The 23,814-nt window shown below is 73.0% G+C and carries 24 protein-coding genes; 10 read left to right on the top strand and 14 right to left on the bottom strand.

Translation table 11 applies throughout. The features are described from left to right. Nucleotides 1-92 precede the first annotated feature (92 nt). The 6 genes from ACMCNO_RS04360 to pdxH form a co-directional block, all read right to left on the bottom strand. Complete coding sequence (locus ACMCNO_RS04360) at nt 93-1,262, bottom strand: acyl-CoA dehydrogenase family protein (RefSeq protein ID WP_412748124.1); 1,170 nt, start codon at nt 1,260-1,262, stop codon at nt 93-95. Nucleotides 1,263-1,282: 20 nt separating this feature from the next. Further along, a complete protein-coding gene (locus tag ACMCNO_RS04355; protein ID WP_130510434.1) occupies nt 1,283-1,573 on the bottom strand; it encodes a type II toxin-antitoxin system VapB family antitoxin in 291 nt (96 codons plus the stop codon). A gap of 33 nt (nt 1,574-1,606) precedes the next feature. Then, nucleotides 1,607-2,236 carry a nitroreductase family protein gene (locus tag ACMCNO_RS04350; RefSeq protein ID WP_412748123.1) on the bottom strand — a complete coding sequence of 210 codons (630 nt, stop codon included), beginning with the start codon at nt 2,234-2,236 and terminating at the stop codon, nt 1,607-1,609. Nucleotides 2,237-2,238: 2 nt separating this feature from the next. Further along, entirely contained in the window at nt 2,239-3,159 is a 921-nt protein-coding gene (locus tag ACMCNO_RS04345) for an aldose 1-epimerase family protein (RefSeq protein ID WP_412748122.1), read from the bottom strand. 9 nt (nt 3,160-3,168) lie between these two features. Continuing rightward, nucleotides 3,169-4,446 (bottom strand): MFS transporter, encoded by a 1,278-nt coding sequence (locus ACMCNO_RS04340; protein WP_412753613.1) that lies wholly within the window; start codon nt 4,444-4,446, stop codon nt 3,169-3,171. Between the two features lie 74 nt (nt 4,447-4,520). After that, nucleotides 4,521-5,177 carry a pyridoxamine 5'-phosphate oxidase gene (gene pdxH / locus ACMCNO_RS04335; RefSeq protein WP_412748121.1) on the bottom strand — a complete coding sequence of 219 codons (657 nt, stop codon included), beginning with the start codon at nt 5,175-5,177 and terminating at the stop codon, nt 4,521-4,523. A 169-nt stretch (nt 5,178-5,346) separates the two neighbouring features. On the opposite strand from pdxH, the gene ACMCNO_RS04330 reads away from it, so the two are divergent. The 4 genes from ACMCNO_RS04330 to ACMCNO_RS04315 all read left to right on the top strand — a co-directional run bounded on the left by ACMCNO_RS04330 (nt 5,347) and on the right by ACMCNO_RS04315 (nt 9,429). Beyond that, nucleotides 5,347-6,453: a citrate synthase 2 gene (locus ACMCNO_RS04330; protein ID WP_412748120.1), complete on the top strand. Its 1,107-nt coding sequence runs from the start codon at nt 5,347-5,349 to the stop codon at nt 6,451-6,453. A gap of 67 nt (nt 6,454-6,520) precedes the next feature. Then, the gene (gene serC / locus ACMCNO_RS04325; protein WP_412748119.1) at nt 6,521-7,642 is read left to right on the top strand and encodes a phosphoserine transaminase; all 1,122 of its coding nucleotides are present in this window, start codon (nt 6,521-6,523) and stop codon (nt 7,640-7,642) included. Nucleotides 7,643-7,823: 181 nt separating this feature from the next. Then, nucleotides 7,824-8,918 carry a septation protein SepH gene (gene sepH / locus ACMCNO_RS04320; RefSeq protein WP_412748118.1) on the top strand — a complete coding sequence of 365 codons (1,095 nt, stop codon included), beginning with the start codon at nt 7,824-7,826 and terminating at the stop codon, nt 8,916-8,918. Nucleotides 8,919-8,958: 40 nt separating this feature from the next. Continuing rightward, nucleotides 8,959-9,429 carry a hypothetical protein gene (locus tag ACMCNO_RS04315; RefSeq protein WP_412748117.1) on the top strand — a complete coding sequence of 157 codons (471 nt, stop codon included), beginning with the start codon at nt 8,959-8,961 and terminating at the stop codon, nt 9,427-9,429. Between the two features lie 37 nt (nt 9,430-9,466). On the opposite strand, the gene ACMCNO_RS04310 is transcribed toward ACMCNO_RS04315, so the two are convergent. The 3 genes from ACMCNO_RS04310 to ACMCNO_RS04300 all read right to left on the bottom strand — a co-directional run bounded on the left by ACMCNO_RS04310 (nt 9,467) and on the right by ACMCNO_RS04300 (nt 12,847). Further along, the gene (locus ACMCNO_RS04310; RefSeq protein ID WP_412748116.1) at nt 9,467-10,816 is read right to left on the bottom strand and encodes an MFS transporter; all 1,350 of its coding nucleotides are present in this window, start codon (nt 10,814-10,816) and stop codon (nt 9,467-9,469) included. Between the two features lie 67 nt (nt 10,817-10,883). Continuing rightward, complete coding sequence (locus ACMCNO_RS04305; RefSeq protein WP_412748115.1) at nt 10,884-11,330, bottom strand: MarR family winged helix-turn-helix transcriptional regulator; 447 nt, start codon at nt 11,328-11,330, stop codon at nt 10,884-10,886. A gap of 83 nt (nt 11,331-11,413) precedes the next feature. Continuing rightward, nucleotides 11,414-12,847 (bottom strand): NCS2 family permease, encoded by a 1,434-nt coding sequence (locus tag ACMCNO_RS04300; RefSeq protein WP_412748114.1) that lies wholly within the window; start codon nt 12,845-12,847, stop codon nt 11,414-11,416. A gap of 131 nt (nt 12,848-12,978) precedes the next feature. Here ACMCNO_RS04300 and ACMCNO_RS04295 point away from each other — a divergent pair, with 131 nt between their 5' ends. Next, the gene (locus ACMCNO_RS04295; protein ID WP_412753612.1) at nt 12,979-13,209 is read left to right on the top strand and encodes a DUF2530 domain-containing protein; all 231 of its coding nucleotides are present in this window, start codon (nt 12,979-12,981) and stop codon (nt 13,207-13,209) included. Here the strand turns inward: ACMCNO_RS04295 and ACMCNO_RS04290 are convergent. Further along, entirely contained in the window at nt 13,206-14,045 is an 840-nt protein-coding gene (locus tag ACMCNO_RS04290) for a DUF3027 domain-containing protein (RefSeq protein ID WP_412753611.1), read from the bottom strand. The genes ACMCNO_RS04295 and ACMCNO_RS04290 overlap by 4 nt on opposite strands. An 85-nt stretch (nt 14,046-14,130) precedes the next feature. Here ACMCNO_RS04290 and ACMCNO_RS04285 point away from each other — a divergent pair, with 85 nt between their 5' ends. From ACMCNO_RS04285 to ACMCNO_RS04275, 3 genes are all read left to right on the top strand, one after another. Then, nucleotides 14,131-15,993, top strand: coding sequence for an MFS transporter (locus ACMCNO_RS04285; protein WP_412748113.1), 1,863 nt, complete (start codon nt 14,131-14,133; stop codon nt 15,991-15,993). Continuing rightward, nucleotides 15,990-16,640, top strand: a complete 651-nt coding sequence (locus ACMCNO_RS04280) for a futalosine hydrolase (protein ID WP_412748112.1) — start codon at nt 15,990-15,992, stop codon at nt 16,638-16,640. Before ACMCNO_RS04285 ends, ACMCNO_RS04280 begins: the two co-directional genes overlap by 4 nt. Nucleotides 16,641-16,739: 99 nt before the next feature. Next, the gene (locus ACMCNO_RS04275) at nt 16,740-17,567 is read left to right on the top strand and encodes a 1,4-dihydroxy-6-naphthoate synthase (protein WP_412748111.1); all 828 of its coding nucleotides are present in this window, start codon (nt 16,740-16,742) and stop codon (nt 17,565-17,567) included. On the opposite strand, the gene ACMCNO_RS04270 is transcribed toward ACMCNO_RS04275, so the two are convergent. From ACMCNO_RS04270 to ACMCNO_RS04260, 3 genes are read right to left on the bottom strand one after another with little or no spacing between them, the layout of a single operon-like run. Further along, nucleotides 17,564-17,950, bottom strand: a complete 387-nt coding sequence (locus ACMCNO_RS04270; RefSeq protein ID WP_412748110.1) for a cold-shock protein — start codon at nt 17,948-17,950, stop codon at nt 17,564-17,566. The two genes, ACMCNO_RS04275 and ACMCNO_RS04270, sit on opposite strands and share 4 nt — an antisense overlap. Nucleotides 17,951-17,996: 46 nt before the next feature. Next, nucleotides 17,997-18,623, bottom strand: coding sequence for an HAD family hydrolase (locus ACMCNO_RS04265; protein WP_412748109.1), 627 nt, complete (start codon nt 18,621-18,623; stop codon nt 17,997-17,999). Next, a complete protein-coding gene (locus tag ACMCNO_RS04260) occupies nt 18,620-18,820 on the bottom strand; it encodes a hypothetical protein (RefSeq protein WP_412748108.1) in 201 nt (66 codons plus the stop codon). The genes ACMCNO_RS04265 and ACMCNO_RS04260 overlap by 4 nt, the downstream gene beginning before the upstream one ends. A 79-nt stretch (nt 18,821-18,899) precedes the next feature. Here ACMCNO_RS04260 and ACMCNO_RS04255 point away from each other — a divergent pair, with 79 nt between their 5' ends. Continuing rightward, a complete protein-coding gene (locus ACMCNO_RS04255) occupies nt 18,900-21,332 on the top strand; it encodes a helicase-associated domain-containing protein (RefSeq protein WP_412748107.1) in 2,433 nt (810 codons plus the stop codon). A 227-nt stretch (nt 21,333-21,559) separates the two neighbouring features. Beyond that, complete coding sequence (locus ACMCNO_RS04250) at nt 21,560-23,221, top strand: DNA repair helicase XPB (protein WP_412748106.1); 1,662 nt, start codon at nt 21,560-21,562, stop codon at nt 23,219-23,221. On the opposite strand, the gene ACMCNO_RS04245 is transcribed toward ACMCNO_RS04250, so the two are convergent. Next, on the bottom strand, nt 23,209-23,802 hold the full coding sequence (locus ACMCNO_RS04245) for a VanZ family protein (RefSeq protein ID WP_412748105.1): 594 nt from the start codon (nt 23,800-23,802) through the stop codon (nt 23,209-23,211). The two genes, ACMCNO_RS04250 and ACMCNO_RS04245, sit on opposite strands and share 13 nt — an antisense overlap. Nucleotides 23,803-23,814: the final 12 nt, after the last annotated feature.

Genomic DNA, 23,814 nt, shown 5'->3' with positions numbered 1-23,814 from the left:
TCACCCCCTGGTGTTGCTACCCAAGGTACGGATGAGGCGAAACCCGGGCCCTCGCACCGACGGCCACTGTTCACCCGCCCGGCTGGCGCCGCTCAGCCCGCGAACGCGCTCAGCCCGGTCAACTGCTGGCCGAGCACCAGCTGGTGGATTTCCGAGGTGCCCTCGTAGGTCAGCACGCTCTCCAGGTTGTTCGCGTGCCGCATGATCGGGTACTCGCCGCTGATCCCGTTCGCGCCGAGGATCGTGCGGCACTCCCGCGCGATCGCGATCGCCTCGCGGACGTTGTTCAGCTTGCCGGCGCTGACCTGCTCCGGGCGCAGCCCCACCGCGTCGTGGCGGCGGCCCAGGTGCATCGCCAGCAGGAAGCCCTTCTGCAGTTCCAGGGCCATGTCCGCGAACTTCGCCTGGGTCAGCTGGAAACCCGCGATCGGGCGCCCGAACTGCTCGCGGCTGCTCGCGTACGCCAGCGTGGTGTCCAGGCAGTCGCGGGCCGCGCCGAGCGCACCCCACACGATGCCGAACCGGGCCTCGGTCAGGCAGGACAGCGGGGCCTTGAGCCCGCGCGCGTCGGGCAGCCGGGCCGCCTCGGGCAGCCGGACCTCGTCCAGGGTGATCTCGCCGGTGGCCGAGGCGCGCAGCGACATCTTGTGCCGCACCTCGCGGGCCGCGAAGCCCGGGGTGTCGGTCGGCACCGCGAAACCGACCACCCCTTCCTCGGCGCGGGCCCAGATCACCGCCACGTCCGCGACGGGGGCGTTGGTGATCCACATCTTGCCGCCGGTGAGGATCCAGTCCGCGCCGTCGCGGCGGGCCCGGGTCGCCATTCCCGCCGGGTCGGAGCCGTGGTCCGGCTCGGTCAGCCCGAAGCAGCCGATCAGCTCGCCCGCGGCCATCCCGGGCAGCCAGCGCTGCTTCTGCTCCTCGGAGCCGTAGCGCCAGATCGCGTACATGGCCAGGGAGCCCTGCACCGAGATCAGCGAGCGCACCCCGGAGTCGGCCGCCTCCAACTCCAGGCAGGCCAGCCCGTACGAGACCGCGGAGGAGCCGGCGCAGCCGTACCCCTTCAGGTGCATGCCGAGCAGGCCGAGCTTGCCGAATTCCAGGGCCAGGTCGCGGACGGGGACCTCGCCGCGTTCGTACCAGTCCGCCACGTACGGGCGGACCCGGTCGTCGGCGACCCGGCGTACGAGCGCGCGGACGTCGCGCTCCTCGTCGGTGAGCAGGGAGTCGAGGTCGAGGAGGTCGAACGCGGAGACGGCCATGCCGCTGACGTTAGCCGACGTCAGAGGACGAGGACCCGGGCGTGAATCTGGTTGCGCTGCTGCAGCGCCGCGCGCAGCGCCCGGTGCAGCCCGTCCTCCAGGTAGAGGGCGCCCTGGTACTCCACCACGTGCGGGAACAGGTCGCCGTAGAACGTCGAGTCCTCGGCCAGCAGCTTGTCGAGCGCCAGCTCCCGCTTGGTGGTGATGAGGTCGGCCAGCCGGATCGGGCGCGGCGGGATCTCCGCCCACATCTTCAGCGTGGTGTGGTGGTCGGGGTACGGGGCACCGTCCCGCACCGCTTTGAAGATCACGACGGCACGCCCCTTCCGTTTCCGGCCCGTCCTCTACCCAGCCCACCGGCCATGATGCACCACATCGTCCACCGGGCGATGCCCCCTGCGTAGTGACGGGGACCTCTTATCGGGCAGCTGGTAACCCACCGTGAGCGCCCCGATCGGGGTGAATTCGGCCGGCACCCCGAACGCCTCCTTGAACGCCTCGACCCGGGCGGCGGGCAGTCCGATGAAGCAGGAGCCCAGCCCCTCGTTGACCGCGGTCAGGTGCATGAGCAGCGCCGCGAAGCCGGTGTCGATGTGCCAGTACGGCGCGGGCCAGTGCGACTCGTCCCGATCCGTCCAGCCCTTGTCCGGCTGGGCGTACCGCTCCAGGTACGCGGACTTGTTGGACATCGGGATGACGATCAGGGTGGCCGCGCGCATCCGGTCCAGCCACGAGCCGTGCCAGCCCTCGTCGGCCGGGGCGTCGCCGAGGCGGCCCTCCGTGGTCACCTGCCAGTACCGCGCCCGGTCCTCGGCCTTGGTCAGCACCAGGAAGCCCCAGCCCTGGGAGAACCCGGCCGACGGCGCCCGCAGCGCGTGCTTGACGATCTTGTCGACCAGCTCCGGCGGCACCGCCCGGTCCGGGTCGTACGTACGCACCATCCGCCGCTTGCGGATCACCTCGTCGAAGTCCATGACTACGGTCGCACCCCCCATGACGCCGCCCAGCCCTCCCCCGGGCCGAGCACGATCAGATCCCGGCCGGAGCGGAACGCGTCCGGCGGGCAGGTCATCGGCTCGATCGCCACGGACCGGCGGAACCGCTCGCCGCCCAGCGTGTCCGAGGTGAAGACCTGCCACCACGCGAAGTGGCGGTCCCCCCAGATCGTGACCTGGGCGTCGCCCGCCGGTGCCGCGATCGTCACCGACGAGCCGCCGTCCGCGTCGTACGCGAGGTCACCGAACGTGGTGTCCAGGATGAGGTCGCCGATCCGGCGCGGCGCGGTGAAGTCGTACTCCGAGCCGGCGATCTTCACGGCCCCGATCGGCAGCAGGCGACCGTCGGCCAGGATCCTGGTCCGCGCCGGCACCCGCAGCATGATGTCGTCCACGGCCACCCCGGGCAGCCGCAGGTACGGGTGGGCCGAGTAGCCCCACGGCGCCTCGGTGTCACTCGTATTGGTGACCTCCTGGTCGCAGCGCAGCCCGCCGGGGCCCACGCTCCACCGGGTGCGCAGCGCCAGCGACCACGGGTAGCCCGCCTGGGCGGCCAGGTCGCACTCCAGCGTCACCGCGTCCGGGGCCTGCTCGGCCAGGCGCCAGCGCACCCAGTTCACCAGTCCGTGAATGGCGGTGTTCCGGGACGGCTCGGTGAGGGGCAGCTGGTGGGTCACCCCGTGGAACGTGTAGCGGCCGTCGCGGATCCGGTTGGGCCACGGCGCCAGCACCTGCCCCGCGGACGCGGGCGACAGCTCCTGCTCGGTGAACCCGTCGACGACCTCCCGATCGCCCACCTCATATGCCCGCAGCACGCCGCCGACCTCCGCGAGGGTCGCCCGGTGCTCACCTGATTCGATCGTCCACTGCAACCCAGATTTCGCCGGAACGACGCTCGTCATGACTGGACACTATCGGGTCCCACCGTCGTCGCCAGGTGGCGGGCGGTAGCGATGCAGCGCCGGGAAAACGAGCGCCAGCACCACCGCCAGGCCCGCTGCCAGCAGACCACCGCCCACCCAGGACGCGGTCGGGCCGACCACGCCAGCGGTCGCGCCCGCCCGCAGATCACCCAGCCGGGGGCCACCGGCCACCACGACCGTGAACACCCCCTGGAGCCGTCCGCGCAACCGGTCCGGGGCGTACGTCTGCAGGATGGACTGCCGGTACACCGCGCTGACCAGGTCCGCGGCCCCGGCCACGGCCAGCAGCAACACCATCAGCCACAGGCTGCGGGCCAGCCCGGACAGCGCGACCGCCACCCCCCAGCCGACCACGGCCACCACCAGGGCGAAGCCCTGGCGGCGGATCCGCCCGATCCAGCCGGAGGTCAGTCCGCCCACGACCGAACCCAGGGCGATCGCGCTGAACAGCCAGCCGACCGCCGCGCCGCCCCCGAACCGCTCCGCGGCCACTTCGGGGAACAGCGCCCGGGGCATCGCGAACACCATCGCCACGATGTCCACCGCGAACGACAGCAGCAGCACCGGCTTGGTCACCAGGAAGCGCAGGCCGTCGGCGATCCCGCGCAGCCCGGCGCTGGGGCGCGGCTCATCGGCCGGTCCGGCCAGCGGCGGGATCGGGGGCAGCCGCCAGGCCGCCCAGAAGGCGATGGTGAACAGCAGCGCGTCGACCGCGTACGCGACCGTCACGCCCGTACCCGTGGCGAAGGTCCCGAAGATCAGGCCCGCGGCCAGCGGGCCCAGCACCCCGCCCACCGTGGTCGTGGTGTAGGCCAGTGTGTTCGCGGCCGGGACCAGCTCGCCCGGCACGATCCGCGGGATTATCGCCTGCCGGGCGGGCGAGCTGACCGCGAAACCGACCGACTGCACCGCGGTGATCGCCAGCAGCAGCCAGGCGCTGTCGAGGCGCAGCAGCGCCTGCGCCAGCAGGGCGAGCGTGGCCAGCCAGGCCAGCGTCGAGCTGGCCAGCAGCAGGAGCCGCCGGTCCACCACGTCGGCCGCGGCCCCACCCCACAACCCGAAGATCAACAGGGGTACGAGGGCGGCCACGCCCAGCAGTCCCACCCACGCCGACGAGTTCGTGATCGCGAACATCTGCACCGGCACGGCCACCGCGGTGAACTGGTAGCCGAAGAACGAGACCCCGTTGCCCGCCCACATCCGCCGGTACGGCGCCACCCCGAGCGGCCGGGTGTCGATCACCCACCGGCGCCGCTTCCGGTCCATCTCCACGTCCGGCTTCCCACCCTGCCGGGGTACGCGCTGCCCGGTCACGCCCGGCTCGGTCACCGCCTCCTGGGTCACGGCGCCAGCCGTTCGACCACCCAGGCCGCGCCCGTGTGCCGGTAGCGCAGCCGGTCGTGCAGGCGGTCGGCGCGACCCTGCCAGAACTCCACGGTCTCCGGCACCACCCGCAGCCCACCCCAGTGCGGCGGGGCGGGCACGGCCCCGGTGTCCCCGAACCGGTCCCGGGCCGCGGCCAGCTCCGCCTCCAGCGCGGCACGGTCCGGCACCACCCGCGACTGCGGGCTGGCCCACGCGCCCAGCTGCGATCCGCGCGGCCGCTCGGCGAAGTACGCGTCGGTCTCCGCCCGCCCCACCCGCTCCACCGCCCCGACCACGATCACCTGCCGCTGCATCGGGAACCACGGGAAGACCAGGCTCGCGTACGGGTTCTCCGCGGCCTCGGACCCCTTGCGGGACGTGTAGTTGGTGAAGAACACGAAACCGTGGTCGTCGTACCCCTTGAGCAGCACCGTCCGGGCCGACGGCCGCCCCCCGCGGGAGGCCGTGGCCAGCACCATGGCGTTCGGTTCCGGCAGTCCCGCCGCGACCGCCTCGGCGAACCAGCGGCCGAACTGGACCCGCCAGTCCGCCGCCAGGTCGTGCCTGCGCAGCGGTCCCCGTTCGGTGTAGTCGCGCCGCATCACGGCTGGCGCTGGTGGTTCGCGTGTCACCTGGTCCCCTTCGACAATTTCCCCATCGAACCTAAGTCGCCACCGCCGCCGCGTCTCCTCGGCGAGACTAGGTGTCGCAGACGGCACATTCCCCGCCGCTCGACCGGCCGGGTCAGCGCGGGCAAGATGAAACACCCACGGCTTCACGGGGCCATTTCCAGGAGGCGACGTGTCCGACTTCAAACCGGGACTGGAAGGCGTCATCGCCTTCGAGACCGAGATCGCCGAGCCCGACAAGGCCGGTGGCGCGCTGCGCTACCGGGGCGTCGACATCGAGGATCTCATCGGTCAGGTGTCCTTCGGCAACGTGTGGGCGTTGCTGGTGGACGGGCGGTTCGGCCCGGGCCTGCCGCCCGCCGAGCCGTTCCCGGTGCCGGTGCACTCCGGCGACATCCGCGTCGACGTGCAGTCCGCGGTCGCCATGCTCGCCCCGTACTGGGGGCTCAACCAGCTGCTCGACATCGACGACGAGCAGACCCGCTCCGACCTGGCCCGGGTGTCGGTCACCGCGCTGTCGTTCGTGGCCCAGGCCGCCCGCGGGCTGGGCCTGCCCGCCGTGCCGCAGAAGGACATCGACAAGGCGACGACGATCGTCGAACGGTTCATGAAGCGCTGGCGCGGCGAGCCGGACCCCCGGCACGTCAAGGCGGTCGACGCGTACTTCATCTCGGCCGCGGAGCACGGGCTCAACGCGTCCACGTTCACCGCCCGCATCGTGGCCTCCACCGGTGCGGACGCGGCCGCCTGCATCTCCTCGGGCATCGGGGCCCTGTCGGGCCCGCTGCACGGCGGCGCGCCCTCCCGGGTGCTGCACATGATCGAGGCCGTGGAGCGCAGCGGCGACGCCGAAGGGTACGTGAAGGGCGTGCTCGACCGCGGCGAGCGGCTGATGGGCTTCGGCCACCGCGTCTACCGCGCCGAGGACCCGCGCGCCCGCGTGCTGCGCCGCACCGCCCGCGAGCTGGGCGCACCCCGGTACGAGGTGGCCGAGGCCCTGGAACGCGCCGCGCTGGCCGAGTTGCAGGCCCGCAAGCCCGACCGGGTGCTCGCCACCAACGTGGAGTTCTGGTCCGCGGTGGTGCTGGACTTCGCCGAGGTGCCGTCGCACATGTTCACCTCGATGTTCACGTGCGCCCGGGTGGCCGGGTGGAGCGCGCACATCCTGGAGCAGAAGAAGCTCGGCCGGATCGTGCGCCCCAGCGCCCTCTACGTCGGCCCCGGCACCCGCAAGCCGCAGGACGTCGAGGGGTGGGACGCGGTACCGCACAACGCCTGATCAACTCGCGATGGGAGGATGGGCGTCTGCAACGGCGCCCTTGATCAACGCCTCTCTGGGAGGACTCGTGGCTGACGGCATCCGGATTCCCGACGAACTCAAGCCGGTGGACGGGCGGTTCGGCTCCGGGCCGAGCAAGGTCCGCCCCGAGGGCGCCGAGGCGCTGGCCGCGGTCTCCCGCACGTACCTGGGCACCTCGCACCGGCAGCGGACCGTGAAGGACCAGGTGGCGCGGCTGCGCCGCGGGGTGGCGGAGTTCTTCTCCGCGCCCGCGGGCTACGAGGTGATCCTCTCCAACGGCGGCACGAGCGCATTCTGGGAGACCGCCACGTTCGGGCTGGTCCGGGACAAGGCGCAGTTCGCGGAGTTCGGCGAGTTCGGCGCGAAGTTCGCCAAGGCGGTCGCGGACGCGCCGTTCCTGGCCGAGCCGACCGTGCACCGGGCCCCGGGTGGCCAGGCGGCCTACCTGCGCGCCGAGGCGGGCGTCGACGCGTACGCCAGTGTGCACAACGAGACCTCGACCGGCGTGGCGGTGCCGGTGCGCCGGGTCGCCGGTGCGGACCCGGGTGCCCTGCTGCTCACGGACGCCACGTCGGGCGGCGGCAGCCTGGACGTCGACGTGTCCGAGACGGACGTGTACTACCTCGCCCCGCAGAAGGCGCTGGGTTCCGACGGCGGCATCTGGCTGGCGCTGATGTCCCCGGCCGCCATCGAGCGGGCCTTCGAGATCAAGGGCACGGGACGCTACATCCCGCAGTTCCTGGACCTGGTCACCGCGATCGAGCAGTCCCGGCTGGAGCAGACGTACAACACTCCGGCGCTGGCCACGGTGTTCCTGGCGGCCGAGCAACTGGATTGGATGAACTCCCAGGGCGGCCTCGGCTGGGCGGCCAAGCGCAGCGCCGAGAGCGCCGCCGCGCTGTACGGCTGGGCCGACCGCAGCGACTACGCCACCCCGTTCGTCACCGATCCCGCGCTGCGTTCGAACGCGGTCGCCACGATCGACTTCGCGGACGGGGTGGACGCGGCCGGGCTGGCCAAGATCCTGCGGGCGAACGACATCGTGGACACGGAGCCGTACCGCAAGCTGGGGCGCAACCAGCTGCGGATCGCGCTGTACCCCACGGTGGACCCGGCCGATGTGGAGGCGCTGACCGCATGCATAGACTACGTCGTGCCCCGACTGTGACGCGGGAGAGCCGAAGATCATCAACGCAGGTCAACGAGTCCCCGGCGTGGCTTACTCCCATTGGGTGACCGGTCGGCGTACGGTGTTGGCGAAACGCGCCCGGGTAACTGAGTCTCGGGAGCACAGGCGCCGAGCCGGTCGGCGCCGGTAGGCAAGGCCAGCGACGGGACGGAGGCAACGCATGCGGCCGGTACGCTTCGTCGCCCTTTCCGAGGACGGTCAGGCCCTGGTGCTCGCCGACGAGGTCGGACGGCTCCTGGCGCTCCCGCTCGACGACCGGATCGCGGGCGCGCTGCACACCGACGGCCACCATCACGCGCCCGCCCCGGTCGGGTCGGCCGTCGCGGTGGTCACCACCGAGACGACGCCGTCGCTGTCCCCGCGCGACATCCAGTCCCGCATCCGCTCCGGCGAGTCCGCGGAGGACGTCGCCCGGATCGCGGGCGTCCCGGTCGACCGGGTGCTGCGCTACGCGGGCCCGGTGCTGCAGGAGCGGGCCATGCTGGCCCAGCATGCCCGGCGGACCAGGCTGAAGACCTCCGACTCCGGCGCTGCGCTGGCGGAGGTGGTGGACACCCGGCTGGCCCAGCACGGCATCGACACCGAGAAGATCTCCTGGGACGCGTACCGGCGCGACGACGGCACCTGGCGCATCGTCGCCACCTGGCCGTCCGGCAAGGCGACCGCGCAGGCGGTGTGGGACCTCGACAAGAGCCGCCAGCTGGTGTCCCCGCACGACGACATGGCGCAGTATCTGTGCGCGGAACGGCCGACCCAGATCCTCGGCCAGGACCCGGCCCCGGAGCGCGGCGGCCACGGCCTGCCCGGCCCGGCGCGGGCGGCGGAGCCCACCCGCGGCGGTCACGGCCTGCCCAGTGGCCCGGCCGTCGATACGCCCCGGCCCGCCCGCGACCCGATCCGCCCCGGGCGTGACCCGATCCGCGCGGGCCGCGACGCCCTGCTGGCCTCTTTGGACCGCCCGCTCGGCACCGGCCGCGGTCTTGAGCCGGCGACGCACCCCGAGCCCCGCCGACCCGTGGCGGGTGGCGCCGCCGCACTGCTCGGTGGCGGTGCGGGGTCCGCGTTCGACGACGATGCCGACCTGCCCAAGGAGGTCCCGGCGGTGCCGTCGCTGGCGGTGCTGCGTCCGCGGCGGGCGGCCGGCCAGGGTGGTCAGTCGGGTGGCGACGGCGACGAGAACAAGCCGCGCAAGCGCCTCCCGAGCTGGGATGATGTCCTGTTCGGCGGCGGCCCCGCGGCCCGCGAGAGTTCCTGACCGACCGCGGCTCCGGCCAGGCTTGCATACAGTATCGATCATGGTCTACGAACCCTCGCCGACTGCGCCGGAAGCACTGCGCGCGATCCTGACCGAGGAATGGACAACCGTCCCGCTCCGCATCCCCAGCGGATGGGAGGTCAGGCACAACGGCCTGGTTGCCCGCCGCCTGTCGTCCGGTGAGTGCGAGTTCAGCGACAGCGAAGACCTGCTCTGGCTGGTCAAGAGCCCGCCCCCGGACGGCAAGCCCTACGAGACGGACCCGGAATCGCCGTGGCGGAAACTCCAGGTCGACCTGGGCTGCTACGGCAGCAATGGCGAGGGCGCGATTATCGGCACGCCCAGCTGGGACGGTTGCTACCGGCTGTCCTTGCTGGATCCCGATTGGGATCATCAAACCGCAACGTGGACGAGCAAGGACATCTACGAGGCGATCGCCACGCTGGAGCGCTGGCTGCACACCCTGTCATGGACCGGCGCCCTGACGCCTGACCTGGTAACCACCGACTGAGGAAGCTGTCCGGACGAGCCGGTTACCCGGCTCCTCGTCAAGCCGCGGCCGCCGGGCGAGAACACTCGGCGGACGGGGCTGACTCGGCGGAGGCCACGTCCGCCTCGGCGGTGGGCGCCGGGTGGACCAGGGTGAGCCGTGGGCGGGGCCTGACCCGCAGCCGGAGCCGCTCGCCGCTGGAGATCAACTGCCAGGCCAGTGCGCCCAGCGCCGCGACGAAGCAGATCAGCCCGGCGAGCCAGATGCTGGCGGGCACCCCGAAGTGCTCGCCCCACCACCCGGCCAGCGACGCCCCGATCGGCGTGGAGCCGAGGAACACCAGCACGTACAGCGCCATCACCCGGCCCCGGTACGCCGCGTCGACCCCCATCTGCACCCGGTGGTTGGCGGCCTGGGCGAGGTACATCGAGCAGAATCCGGTCGGGACGAGCAGCAGCACCGCGACCGCGAAGGTGGGCGCGAAGCCGAGCGCGAACTCCAGCAGCCCGAACGCGAGCGCGGCGCCCAGGACGACGTACATGCTGGGCCGGGCCCGCCGAGCGCTGCCCGCCAGTGCCCCACCGAGCGCGCCCACGGCGAGGCCGGTGCTGAGCAGCCCGAACGACGACGGACCCGCGTGGAAGTTGATCTTCGATAGGGCCGCGAGCGTGACCGGGAAGTTGAAGCCGATCATGCCGACCACGGCCATCAGGGCGATCGGCAGCACCAGGTCCGGCCGGTCGCGCACATACCGCAGGCCGTCCAGCAATCCGGCCTGCCCGGCCTTGCGGCCGCGCTCCTCGCGGTACAGCTCGGCGGTGCGCATCCGGCGGTAGCTGAACACCGGCGCGATCGACAGCGCCGTGGCGATCAGGAAGACCGGGCCCGTGTGCAGAGTGGCCAGCGCGATCCCGGCCAGCGCCGGGCCCGCGATGCGGGCGGAGTTGAACGTCGCCGCGGACAGCGCGAGCGCATTGGGCAGCAGTGGCAGCTCGACCAGCTCGGAGACGAACGCCTGCCGGACCGGGGTCTCGATGGCGTTCGCGACCCCGAGCAACGCGGCGAACAGGAACACGTGCCACAGCGCCACCACCCCGGCGGCGACCAGCACCGCGAAGACCATCGCGGTGACCGCGAACACGGCGTTGGCGAGGATCAGCAGCGTGCGCTTGTCGTACCGGTCGGCCAGGGTGCCACCCCACAGGGTGAGCACCAGCACGGGGAGGAACTGCAGCGCCGCGACGACGCCGAGGGCGCCGGGCGAGTTCCCGGACAGGTCCAGCACGAGCCAGTCCTGGGCGGTGAACATCATCCACACCCCGACCAGCTTGATCAGCTGCCCGGTGGCGAAGTACCGGTAGTTGCGAACCTGCAGGGACCGGAAGGTCGTGCTCAGCACTGCCCGCACTCGGGTGCGCCTCCTGTCGGGTCGTACGCGTCATCGTCGTGTGACGGGACGACCGGAGGCGGCGACCTCAGCCGCGGGCGACCTGCTGCAGGATCCGCGCCGCGCGTTCCAGGGTGTCGCGTTCGTCCGGGGCGAGCTCGGCCAGCTGGGTGGCCAGCCACTCGTTGCGGGCCCGCTCGAACTGCGCGTACACCGCCCTACCCTGTTCGGTCGGGGCCAGGATGACCTGACGACGATCCGTAGGGTGTGGCGTACGCGCCACGAGTCCCTGCTCCTCCAGCTTCCCGACGATCTTGGTCATCGTCGGGGGCTGGACCCGTTCGGTGTCGGCGAGTTCCCGGGGGGTCAGCGCACCGGCCAGCTGGAGGCTGGTCAGCGCGGAGAGCTGACTGAACGTGAGGTCACCGACCGGACGGGCCTGGCGGACGCGCCGGTTGAGCCGGGTGATCGCCTCGCGCAGCGTTTTGGCCAGCTGCTCTGGTGTCTCCCGTTCCGCCGCCACAGACCGCCCCATCACATTGGTTAGCCTAGCTAATGAGCTTGGCTAACGACATCCGAATTTGCGTATGACCACCGTCACCGGGCACGTTAACGCACCTACAGCAGCGCGGCCTCCAACGGACCCCGCAGGAAGTACAGGACGAACAGCGCAGCGATCCCGTACAGGATCGGGTGGATCTGACGGGCCCGGCCCACGGCCACCTTCAGCACGACATACGAGATCACCCCGGCGCCGATCCCGTTGGAGATCGAGTACGTGAACGGCATCAGCGTGATGGTCAGGAACGCCGGGACCGCGATCTCGTAGTCCGTCCAGTCGATCTGCCGGACCGCCGCCAGCATCAGGAAGCCCACCACCACCAGCGCGGTCGACGCCGCCTCGAACGGCACCACGACCACCAGCGGGGCCAGGAACATGGCCAGCAGGAACAACGCCCCGGTGACCAGGCTGGCCACCCCGGTCCGGGCACCCTCGGCCACGCCGGACGCGCTCTCCACGTACGAGGTGTTGCTGGACACGCTGGCCGCGCCGCCCGCCGCCGCGGCGATCGAATCGACCAGCAGGATCTCCCGGGTACGCGGCGGCATGCCCTCGGCGTCCAGCAGATCGCCCTCCTGCGCGACCGCCACCATCGAGCCCATCGTGTCGAAGAAGTCCGTGATCAGCAGCGTGAAGACGAACATCAGCGCGACCAGCCAGCCCGCCCGGCTCCACGAACCCAGCACGTCGAATTTCCCGAGCAGCGACAGGTCCGGGGTGCTGACGATCGTCTCGGGCAGCTTCGGCACGTTGAGCCGCCACCCGCCAGGATTGGGTGCGCCGTCCACGAACGCCGGGCCCACGTGCACGACCGCCTCCACGAGGATCGCCAGCCCGGTCGTGGCCAGGATGCCGATCAGGATCGCCCCGCGGACCCGGCGTACGAACAGGATCAGGGTCAGCAGCACCCCGAGCACGAAGACCAGTTCCGGCCAACTGGTCAGCCGGCCGCTCACGCCCAGCTCGACCGGGACCACGGAGTTCGCCACGTCCGGGACGCGCCGGACGAGACCCGCGTCCACCAGCCCGATCAGCATCAGGAACAGGCCGATGCCGACCCCGATCGCGGTCTTCAGCTGCGTGGGCACGGCCCGGAACACCGCGGTGCGCAGGCCGGTCAGCACCAGGACCGCGATCACCACCCCCTCGATGACCACCAGCCCCATCGCGTCCGCCCAGGTCATCTCCGGTGCGATCTCGTACGCCACGAGCGCGTTCACCCCGAGGCCCGCCGCCAGCGCCAGCGGGAACCGGGCGAAAACCCCCATCACGAGCGTCATCACGCCCGCCACCAGCGCCGTACCCGCGGCCAGCGCCGCGACCGGCAGTTTCGCGCCGTCCGCGTCCACCCCGGCAGCGAGAATCAGGGGGTTGAGCACGACGATGTACGCCATCGTGAAGAAGGTGACCAGGCCGCCGCGCAGTTCCCGCTCCGGCGTGGAACCCCGCGCGGAGATCTCGAAGAACCGGTCGAAACGATTCGCAGACACAGGGCGTCCTCCCGGTGTGGGGATCGATGCAGATGATCGTGTCAGTGCGCTACGGGTCGATGGAAGATCAGCTGTGTTACAAAGGGTGAGTGACCAGCGAGAAGCCGCGGATCGAGCCGCTCGACCCGCCGATGGTGCCGTTCGCCCTCGCCGGGATTGCGGCGTTCGCGGTGGCCAGTCTCGTGCTGCTGCTCAACCACGACTGGCTGAAGGCCCACGGTCACACCGACTGGCTGTGGATCAGCATCGCCGGCTTCCTGCTGGGCATTCCTGGCCTTCTCACGATGCTGCGACACGACGCGAACCGGCGTCGTCGGCGCGCCCTGAGCCACCCCGAATTCCGCGTGACCGACCCGGGCTAGGAATGCCCGTACGGCTCGGCGGGCTCGCCCGCTTCGACCGAACCCGGGCCCCGGCTCACCGCGACCGGCTCGACCTCGCTGTCGTCGTACACCGTCGGCAGCTCGTCGACCGGCTGCTCGGACGAGCCCAGCAGCGCCTCGGAATGGGCGCCGCAGCCGTGGTCGGCGCTGACCGCCTTGCCGTCGTCCGGGGCGTACAGGTTGCCGCAGACCCCGAACATCTGCCGCATCGTTCCGGCCAGCGGCAGGTAGAAGCCGCACGTGCCGCAGCGGGCGGTGCGCGGGGCGGCCGTCGAGATCGGCGCCTCCGGCCCGGCGTCGCCGTCATACCAGCGCTGGGCGGCCTCGACCCGGCCCTCCCGGGACATCACCCGGGCCCGGCCCAGGCCCGCCTCCCAGGAGACCTCCTCGACCGCGGGGTCGTCGCTGAGCACGTATCCCGGGGCGAGACGCTCGTCGTCCGGTGCGGTCGGCATGAGGTCGCCGACCCCGAGGTCGCCCGGCTGCACCCGCTCGTGCCACGGCACCCAGCCCGGGGCCAGCAGCGCGTCCGGGCCGGGCAGCAGCACGGTCTCGCAGACCGTGACATGCCGGCTGCGCGGCACCCGGGTCACCGTGACCGCCCACCGCCAGCCGCGATACCCGGCCAGGTGACTTTCGAAGAAATGCGTGACGACCCGGTCCCCTTCGGGCACCGCCTCGAGATGCTCGCCGACGTCGGCGGCATCCACGTCGGTGATGGCCCCGCGGGCCACTCCGACGGCATCGGCGCAGACCTGGTCGAGGCGGGCGGCGCGGGCGGCGGTACTCCTGGTCACCCGATCATTGTCCCCTATCGGTGGCGGGTCGCTACAGCGACTCCCCCAGATCACGGACCATTGGCACGCGACACCTGTCGCCGCCATCAGTCAGGATGAGGCAATGCCACTGCTAACCAGCATAGGACGGGCCTTCGGCACCGGCTTCAAGGCCGGGCGGCTGCTGGTCCGCGGCTCCGTACGCAGTGGCCGGTGGGCGACCCGCCGGGTCGGCGACGCCCGGGCGCGGGGGGCCGCGCACGAGATCGGCATGGTGCGCCTGTTCGACCTGCACGCGCTGTCCTGCGCCGGGGACACCCTGATCGCGATCGGGCTGGCCGGCACGATCTTCTTCAACGTGCCGCTGGGCGAGGCCCGCAGCAAGGTGGCCATCTACCTGCTCGTGACGATGGTGCCGTTCGCCCTGCTGGCGCCGGTGATCGGACCGTTGCTCGACCACTTCCGGCACGGCCGCCGGTGGGCGCTGGCCGCCACGATGCTCGGCCGCGCGTTCCTCGCCTGGCTGATCTCCGACCACCTGCACGGCCTCGGGTTGTATCCCGCAGCGTTCGGGGTGCTCGCGCTGTCCCGCGCGTACGGGGTGGCCCGCTCCGCCGCCGTACCCCGGCTGTTGCCCGACGGGATCGGGCTGTCCCAGGTCGGGGCGCGCGCCAGCGTGTACGGCACGTTCGCCGGGGCGATGGTGGCCCCGCTGGGGCTGGGCGCGTTCTGGTTCGGTCCGCAGTGGCCGCTGCGGGTGTCGTCGATCCTGTTCCTGGTCGGCATGGTGGTCGCGTTGCGGCTGCCCCCGCGCGCCGACTCCGACCCGCCCGAGGAGGTCCCCCGCCCGATCCGTACGGCGCTGCGGCTGCGCCGGGGCCCGGACCGCCCGCTGTCGGGCCGGCTGGTCATCGCCACCCTGGTCGGCAGCGCCACGCTGCGCTGCCTGTACGGCTTCCTGCTGCTCTACTTCGCGTTCGCGGTCAAGGCGGGACAGCTCGACACCACACTGTTCGGCCGGGACGTGGGCAGCCAGGGCGCGGTGGCGGTGATCGGTGGCGCGCTGGCCGTCGGCACGTTCCTGTCCACCGCGGTCGGCACCAAGCTGCACATCCGGCGCCCCACCGCACTACAGTCCAGCGGGCTCACCATCACGGCCGGGGTCGCGGTGCTCGCCACGATCTTCTACGGGCTGGTGATGGTGGCGCTGCTGGCGCTGGTCACCGCGATCTTCAGCGGCATCTCGAAACTGGCCGTGGACGCCAGCATCCAGGAACGCGTGCCGGAACGGCTGCGCGCCAGCGCGTTCGCGCACTCCGAGACCGTACTGATGCTGGCGTGGGTGGTCGGCGGCGCGGTCGGCATCATCCCGATGGACGGCCGGGTCGGCATGATCGTCGCCGCCTCGTTCGCGGTGGCCGCGGCGATCCGTGCGGCCGTGGTGGCGGGCCGATTGCACGGTGACCACCTGCTCGGCCGCCCCGACGCCACCGTCGACGACACCGCCACGATCGGCCCGGACCCGGCGGCGCCCAGCGATGACTCTCCTGTGCACGGTGCCGATGAGTCACGCGCCGATGAGTCATGCGCCGATGAGTCACGCGCCGGCCCGGCCGCCGCGAACCCACCCGCACCGAACGGGTCCCGGATCCGGGCGGCGTCGCCGGGCACGCTCCCGGCCGGAGACCCGGACCCGTCCGGCGACGCGCGAGGCCGCCGACGGGGCCGCTGGCGGCGGCGCGCAGCCCGGTCGGAGCCGGACACCTCCGAGGTCGTGCCGCCGGGCCGGCGCCCGGCCGACCCGACCGCCACCACCACCGAGAACGCCTCGCCGCAGGCGCCCGCGTCCCGCACCAGCGAGTCCGCCGAGGCGGCCGGCGCGGGGCTCGCGCCGCCCGGCTATCACGTCTACCGGCCGTCGTCGGCCGCGCGCCGCGACGGCACCACGGGCGCCAGCGACGCCGATGCCGGTCAGGCCGAGCGGTGAGCACGCCGGACCTGCTCGTCGTCACGGCCGTGGCGGCGGAGGCGGACGCCGTACGCGCCGGTGCCGACCCGGCCCGGATCCGGGTCGAGCCGGTCGGGGTGGGACCCGGAGCCGCCGCCGCGGGGGCGGCCCGGCTGCTGGCCCTCGCCGAAGCGGCGGACACGCCGTACCGGGCGGTGCTCAGCGCGGGGATCGGCGGCGGCTTTCCCGGCCGCGCCGCGGTCGGTGCGACCGTGCTCGGCGTCCGCGCGATCGCCGCTGACCTGGGCGCCGAGACTGCCGACGGGTTCCTGCCGGTCGAGCAGCTCGGCTTCGGCACGAGCGCGATCGTCGCGGACGAGACCCTGGTCAAGGCGCTGGCGGCCGTCCTGCCCGAGGCGGTGCCCGGCGACGTGCTCACGCTGGGCACGGTCACCGGCACGGCCGCGACCGCGGCAGCCCTGGCCGCCCGGTTTCCGGACGCCGCCGCCGAGGCGATGGAGGGCTACGGTGTCGCCTGCGCGGCGGCCGGGGCCGCGACGCCGTTCGCGGAACTGCGGGCGATCTCGAACGCGGTCGGTCCCCGGGACCGCCAGGCGTGGCGGATCCCCGAGGCACTGGCCGCGCTGACCCGGGCCGCCCGGGCGCTGTCCGGGCTGCCGGCCTGACCACCCGACCCGGGTCCCGCACGTCCGGAGTGTGGTGTGGCGGGGCAGACATGCGCCTGCTGAGGCGCCCGGGACCGTGGGCGGGTTACGGTCGGATGCGTGGCGCTCTCCCTGGCGGCTTCGCCGTGTCCCAACGACACATTCGTCTTCCATGCGTTGGTGCACGGCCTCGTGCCGGGGGCGCCCGCGATCGACATGACGTTCGCGGACGTGGACGTGACCAACCGGGCCGCCGAGAAGGGGGAGTTCGACCTCGTCAAGGTCAGCTACGCGGCGCTGCCCTGGCTGCTCGACAAGTACCACCTGCTGCCGTGCGGCGGCGCGCTCGGGCGCGGCTGCGGACCGCTCGTGCTGACCAACGGGGACGACCGCTGGGCCGACGGCGACCTGCGCGGCGCCACCGTGGCGGTGCCGGGTGACCGCACCACCGCGTACCTGATGTTCCGGCTGTGGACCGGTTGGCGCGCCCCGGCCCGGATCGCCGCCGTGCCGTTCCACGAGATCATGCCCGGCGTGGCCACCGGCCGGTTCGACGCCGGGCTGGTGATCCACGAGGCCCGCTTCACCTACCACCAGTACGACCTCACCAAACTGGTCGACCTCGGCGAGTGGTGGGAGAAGGACACCGGCATGCCCATCCCGCTCGGCGCCATCCTGGCCCGCAAGGGCGCCGTCGACCCGCACGAGGCCGCCGAGTGGATCCGCACCTCGGTCAGCATGGCGTGGGCGAACCCGGACGCCAGCCGGGACTTCGTCCTCGAGCACGCCCAGGAGATGGAGCTGGACGTGGTGCGCCAGCACATCGACCTGTACGTCAACGAGTACACCCTGGACCTGGGCGCGGAGGGGCTCGCCGCCGCCGACGCACTGCTGGAACGCGCGGCGGCGGTCGGGGTCATCCCCCTGATCGAGCCGCTGACCGTTTAGACCTCCAGCTCGCGGGCGACCGCGTGGACCAGCTGGGCGACCTTCTGCGCCGTCTTCTTGTCCGGGAAGCGGCCCCGGCGCAGGTCCGGCTGCACCTTCGCCTCCAGCACCTTGATCATGTCTTCGACGAGGCCGTGCAGCTCCTCGGCCGGCCGGCGGCGCAGCTCCGCCACCGACGGCGGCGCGTCCAGCACCTTCACGGCCAGCGCCTGGGCGCCCTTGCGGCTGTCGACGACGCCGAACTCGATGCGCTGACCCGCACGCAGCTCGGCCACGCCGGCGGGCAGCGACCCCTTGGGCAGGAAGACGTCGCCACCCTCATCGCTGGTGACGAAGCCGAATCCCTTCGCCGCGTCGTACCACTTCACTCGACCCGTGGGCACCGCTGACCTCAACTTCACTCAATGGACACATGCGCTCACGGCAAGGCTATCCAGCCGCGCGGCCGGACCCAACCGCAATCTCCCGCAGCAGCGGGGGGAAATCCATGAGGTCGGGCAGCGCGTGACTGGCGCCGGCGGCGCGCAGTTCGTCGACACTGCACGGACCCGTGGCCACACCGACCCCCGGTATCCCGGCGGTGGTGGCGGCCACCATGTCGGCGACGTGGTCCCCGACGTACCAGCGGACCGCGTGCTCGACCAGCGCGGCCGCCTTGCCCTCCGCGAACAGGTCACCGGCGACCACGTCGGCATGCAGGCCGAGGTGCGCCAGGTGCAGTCCGGCCAGCCGTCCCAGCTTCGAGGTCACGACGACGGTCCGCAGGCCGAGCTCGCGGACCGCGGCCAGCGCCTCGACCGCGCCGGGCATCGGCACGGTCGGGGCGACCGCGTGGTCCGGATACAACGCCCGGAACGTGGCGACGGCGTGCTCGATGTCCTCCGGCGGGAACCACTCGCCGAGCTCCTGCCGCAGCGGCGGCCCCAGCCGGGTCACCGCGAGGTCAGCGTCGACGTGCACCCCGGTCGCCGCGGTCAACGCGCGGTACGTCGCCCGGATGCCCGGCCGCGAGTCGATCAGCGTCATGTCCAGGTCGAAGCCGACCGCGAGACTCACGAGGTGGTCGAAGGCGTGTACGTCAGCCGCTCCACCGGCAGCGGAAAGCTCTGATCGTCGCCGAACGGGGACGGCGCGGCGGCCCGGTCCGACACCAGCTCGGACACCGCCAGGTGCCCGTCCTTCGGCGTGCGGGCCCGGCTGCCCGGAGCCCCACCGTCGGTCACCGCGGTGCCCGCTACCTTCGCCTCTGCCACCTTACGTCCCTCCTCAATGCGTCCGAGCCCACGCCCTGGGCCCGTCACCATCGTCCCATGGCGGCTAGCGTGGAACGCGATGGCCACCACCTTCGCCGACCAGCTGCGCTCGCTACCGGACGTGGCGCTCGGGGCGCTGATCCAGCTGCGTCCCGACCTCGTCGTGCCCCTGCCCGCCGACATCTCGGCGCTGGCTGTGCGGGCACAGTCCCGTGGCTCCGTCGCCCGCTGCCTGGACGCGCTCGACGAATTCACCCTGCAGATCCTCGACGCGGCCCGGCTCAGCCGGGATCCCGACACCATCCTGACCTCGGTGGAGGCGATCACCGAGCTGGCCGCGGCGGCCCCCGCCGACGACGTACGGGCGGCCGTGGACCGGCTGCGCGCCCGCTTCCTGCTGCACGGGCCGGAGCACGAACTCCAGGTCATCGGCGCCGTGGACGAGGTGACCTCGCCGTACCCGGCAGGGCTGGGGCGGCCCGCGGACTACCTGGACCCGCTGGCCGCGGCGCTGTGCGCCGACCGGGCGAAGCTGCGCCGTACCGTGCTGGCCGCGCCCCCGGCGGCCCGGGCCGTGCTGGAGCGGCTGGCCGCGGGCCCGCCGATCGGCGCGCTGAACGCGGCGGCGATGGCCGAGCCGGTGCGCTGGCTGGTCGAGCATCACGTGCTGGTGCCGGTCGGCGAGGCGGGTCGCGCCCCACGCCCGGACGGGGAGCTGGTGGAGCTGCCCCGCGAGATCGGCCTGCTGCTGCGCCGCGACACCGGCCCGCTGGGACCGCTGCGCCCGACCGCCCCGACGCCCCCGTCGGCGGTGCGCGAGGCCAAGTCGGTGGACTCTGCCGGGGCCGGGCAGGTCATGGAGGCGGTGCGGATCACCGAGACGATCCTGGAGACGCTGGGGGCCGAGCCCGCACCCGTGCTCAAGACCGGCGGGCTCGGCGTCCGCGACCTCAAGCGCCTCGCCCGCGCCACCGGCCAGGACGAGGCGTCCACGGCCATGCTGCTCGAGGTCGCGTACGCGGCCGGGCTGCTCGGCGAGGCGGACGCCTCCGGCGCTCCGCGCGGCGTGTACGTCAGCCGGGCGGGCGGCGTCGAGGAGATCTTCCTGCCGACCGGCACGTACGACCTGTGGCGGGCCACCGGCATCGCGCAGCGCTGGGAGACACTGGCCCGGTCCTGGCTGGCCATGACCCGCCAGCCGAGCCTGATCGGGCAGCGCGACGAACGGGACCGCCCGATCACCCCGCTGTCACCGGACGCGGAACGGGCGGGCGCGCCGCAGGCCCGCCGGGAGGCGCTGCGGGTCCTGACCGCCCTACCGGCGGGCACCGCCCCGAGCGTCGACGCGGTACTGGGCCAGCTGGCCTGGCAGGCGCCCCGGCGGGCGCGGGGCCGGGAGGCCGCGCACCGGGACGCGCTGGCCGGCGCGGTCACCCTCGGCGTGGCCGCGCTCGGCGCGATCACCTCGTACGGCCGGCTGCTGCTGGACGACCAGGCCGAGCCCGACCCGGACCCGCTGGGGCTCGACGCGCAGCCCTCGGCGGCCGGGTCGGACGTGGTCCGGGTGCTGGACGCACTGCTGCCCGCGCCGGTGGATCACGTGCTGGTGCAGGCGGACCTGTCCGTCGTCGTGCCGGGACCGCCCGAGCCGGAACTCGCCGCCGAGCTCGACGTGGTGGCGGAGCACGAGTCCGCCGGCGGGGCCAGCGTGCACCGGGTCACCGCGGCCAGCGTCCGGCACGCCCTCGACGTCGGGTACGGCGCGGCCGACCTGCACGCCCTGTTCCAGCGGCGTTCGCGCACCCCGGTGCCGCAGGCGCTGACGTACCTGATCGACGACGCGGCGCGCACCCACGGCGGCCTGCGCACCGGGTCGGCGGGGGCGTACCTGCGCAGCGACGACGAGGCGCTGCTGGCCGGGGCGCTGGCGGACAAGCGGCTGGCCCCGATGGCGTTGCGCCGGATCGCGCCGACCGTGCTGGTCACCGCGTACCCGGTGGCGCGTCTGCTGGGGGCGTTGCGGGAGGCGGGATACGCGCCCGTGGCGGAGGATGCGGGGGGCGCGGCGGTGCTGACCCGGCCGAAGGTGCGCCGGGCGGCGTCGCGTACCCCGCTGGCGGCGAAGGTGGCCGAGCAGCCCGGGCCCCCGCAGCTGGCCGGGCCACGGCTGGCCGGGGTGGTGGAGCAGATCCGCCGCGGCGACATCGCGACCCGGGCGGCGCGGCGCGCGCCGGTCACGGTCCGGGCCGCGCACGGCCAGGGCGTGCCCGGGCTGACCGCGGTGCAGGCGCACGGTCAGGCGATGGCGGTGCTGCAGCAGGCCGTGCGGGACAAGGCCCGGGTCTGGGTCGGGTACGTGGATTCGCACGGCGCGACCCTGTCGCGGCTGGTGCGGCCGGTGTCGCTGAGCGCGGGATACCTGCGCGCCGAGGACGACCGGACGGAGACGCTGCACACCTTCGCGCTGCACCGGATCACGGCAGCGGTGCCCGAGGAGGACGAGCGGAGGTGAACGGCGGGCAGCGGTAAGGCACGGCGGACCGCGCGCCCCCGTTGGCTTCGCGCACGCGGTCGTCCGCCGTTGCCACCCGGGCGGGATCCGCCCGGGCCTGAAGCTTTGCACGCCGGGTCAAGGGCGGCCAGCAGCCTCGGCGGTACGGCTGGTCGCCGCGGGCCGCGTTCACCCGGCGCGGCCGTGTCAGACTGGAGGGTCATCGCTGGTTCGTGGAAGGGCACGTGGTGAGCGGCGGACCCCTGATCGTGCAGTCCGACAAGACCCTGCTGCTGGAGGTGGATCACCCCGACGCGCAGTCCTGCCGGATGTCGATCGCGCCGTTCGCGGAGCTGGAACGTTCCCCGGAGCATGTGCACACGTACCGGCTGACGCCGCTGGGGTTGTGGAACGCCCGCGCGGCCGGTCATGACGCGGAGAGCGTGGTCGACGCGCTGATCAAGTTCTCCCGGTACCCGGTGCCGCACGCCCTGCTGGTCGACGTGGCCGACACGATGGACCGGTACGGCCGCCTGCAGCTGCTCAACGACCCGGTGCACGGGCTGGTGCTGCGCGGGCTGGACAAGATCGTGCTGATCGAGGTGGCCAAGAGCAAGAAGCTGGCCGGGATGCTGGGCGCCCGCCTCGACGACGAGACCATCGCGGTGCACGGCTCGGAGCGGGGCCGCCTCAAGCAGGCGCTGCTCAAGCTGGGCTGGCCCGCCGAGGACCTGGCCGGGTACGTGGACGGCGAGGCCCATGACATCGAGCTCGCGGAGGACGGCTGGCAGCTGCGGTCGTACCAGCAGGAGGCGGTGGACGGGTTCTGGGCGGGCGGTTCCGGGGTGGTGGTGCTGCCGTGCGGGGCGGGCAAGACCCTGGTCGGGGCGGCCGCGATGGCCGTGGCGAAGGCGACCACGCTGATCCTGGTGACCAACACGGTCGCGGGCCGGCAGTGGAAGCGGGAGCTGATCGCCCGGACGTCGCTGACCGAGGAGGAGATCGGCGAGTACTCCGGGGAGCGCAAGGAGATCCGCCCGGTCACCATCGCCACGTACCAGGTGCTGACGTCGCGGCGGGGCGGCGCGTTCACCCACCTCGACCTGTTCGGGGCCCGCGACTGGGGTCTGGTGATCTACGACGAGGTGCACCTGCTGCCCGCGCCGATCTTCCGGTTCACCGCGGACCTGCAGGCCCGGCGGCGCCTCGGCCTGACCGCGACGCTGGTCCGCGAGGACGGCCGCGAGGGCGACGTGTTCTCGCTGATCGGGCCGAAGCGCTACGACGCGCCGTGGAAGGACATCGAGGCGCAGGGCTGGATCGCCCCCGCCGAGTGCGTCGAGGTCCGGGTGACGCTGACGGACGCGGAGCGGATGGCGTACGCGGTGAGCGAGGCGGAGGAGCGCTACCGGGTCGCGTCGACCGCCCGGACGAAGCTGCCCGTGGTGCGCGCGCTGGTGGCCCGGCACGCGCACGAGCAGACCCTGGTGATCGGCGGCTACCTGGATCAGCTGCACGAGCTGAGCGAATACCTGGACGCCCCGATCGTGCAGGGCGCCACCACCAACAAGGAGCGGGAACGGCTGTTCGACGAGTTCCGTTCCGGAACGCTGCGCACGCTGGTCGTCTCGAAGGTCGGCAACTTCTCCATCGACCTGCCCGAGGCCGCGGTGGCGATCCAGGTGTCCGGCACGTTCGGCTCCCGGCAGGAGGAGGCGCAGCGGCTGGGCCGGGTGCTGCGCCCGAAGGCGGACGGCCGCCAGGCGCACTTCTACACCGTGGTGTCCCGGGACACGATCGACACCGAGTACGCCGCGCACCGGCAGCGCTTCCTGGCCGAGCAGGGGTACGCGTACACGATCGTCGACGCGGACGACGTGCTGGGCCCGCCGCTGCCTCAGATCGACTGACGGGCGCCGCGCCGGCGGCCGGCGGCCCGGCTGCCGGCGGCCCGGCGGCGGCCGGCGAGCAGGAGCAGGCCGAGCACCGTCCCGGCCAGTGCGCCCGCCGTGTTGTGCAGCACGTCGGCGGCGTCACCGCCGCGCCCGATTAGGGCCTGCCACAGCTCGATGCCGAAGCTGGCGAGCGCCCCGCCGCACACCACCGCGACCGGTCGGCGCCACAGCAGCGTGCCGAGCAGTCCCAGCGGCAGGAACAGCCCGATGTTGGCGAGCTTCTCGTCCGTGCCGGCGAAGCCGCGCAGGTCGGCGGCGAGCACGCTCGGGTGCACGAACTGGCCGAGATAGGCGTGCAGCGCGTCGGACCCGGCATCGGGCGCCGGGTGGGAGGCGCCGGTGGTCGCGGTCGCGGCCAGTACGGCACCGGCGATGAGCACGAACCACACGCCCAGGGCCCGCGGCCGCCCGCAGGCACGGGCCAGCCGGGCCCCCACCGGCCACGCGGCGAACACGGTGATGCCGAGGACCGCCAGCAGGTCAGGCTGGCTGAGGACGTTCAGGATGATCGCCGCGTCGAGCATGATCGCCAGCAAACCAGAGCGGTG

Source organism: Krasilnikovia sp. M28-CT-15, assembly GCF_047159595.1.
In the GTDB taxonomy this organism is placed as follows: domain Bacteria; phylum Actinomycetota; class Actinomycetes; order Mycobacteriales; family Micromonosporaceae; genus Actinoplanes.
Note: the sequence above shows the minus strand (reverse complement) of the source record. Positions and strands in the feature narration are given on the sequence as shown.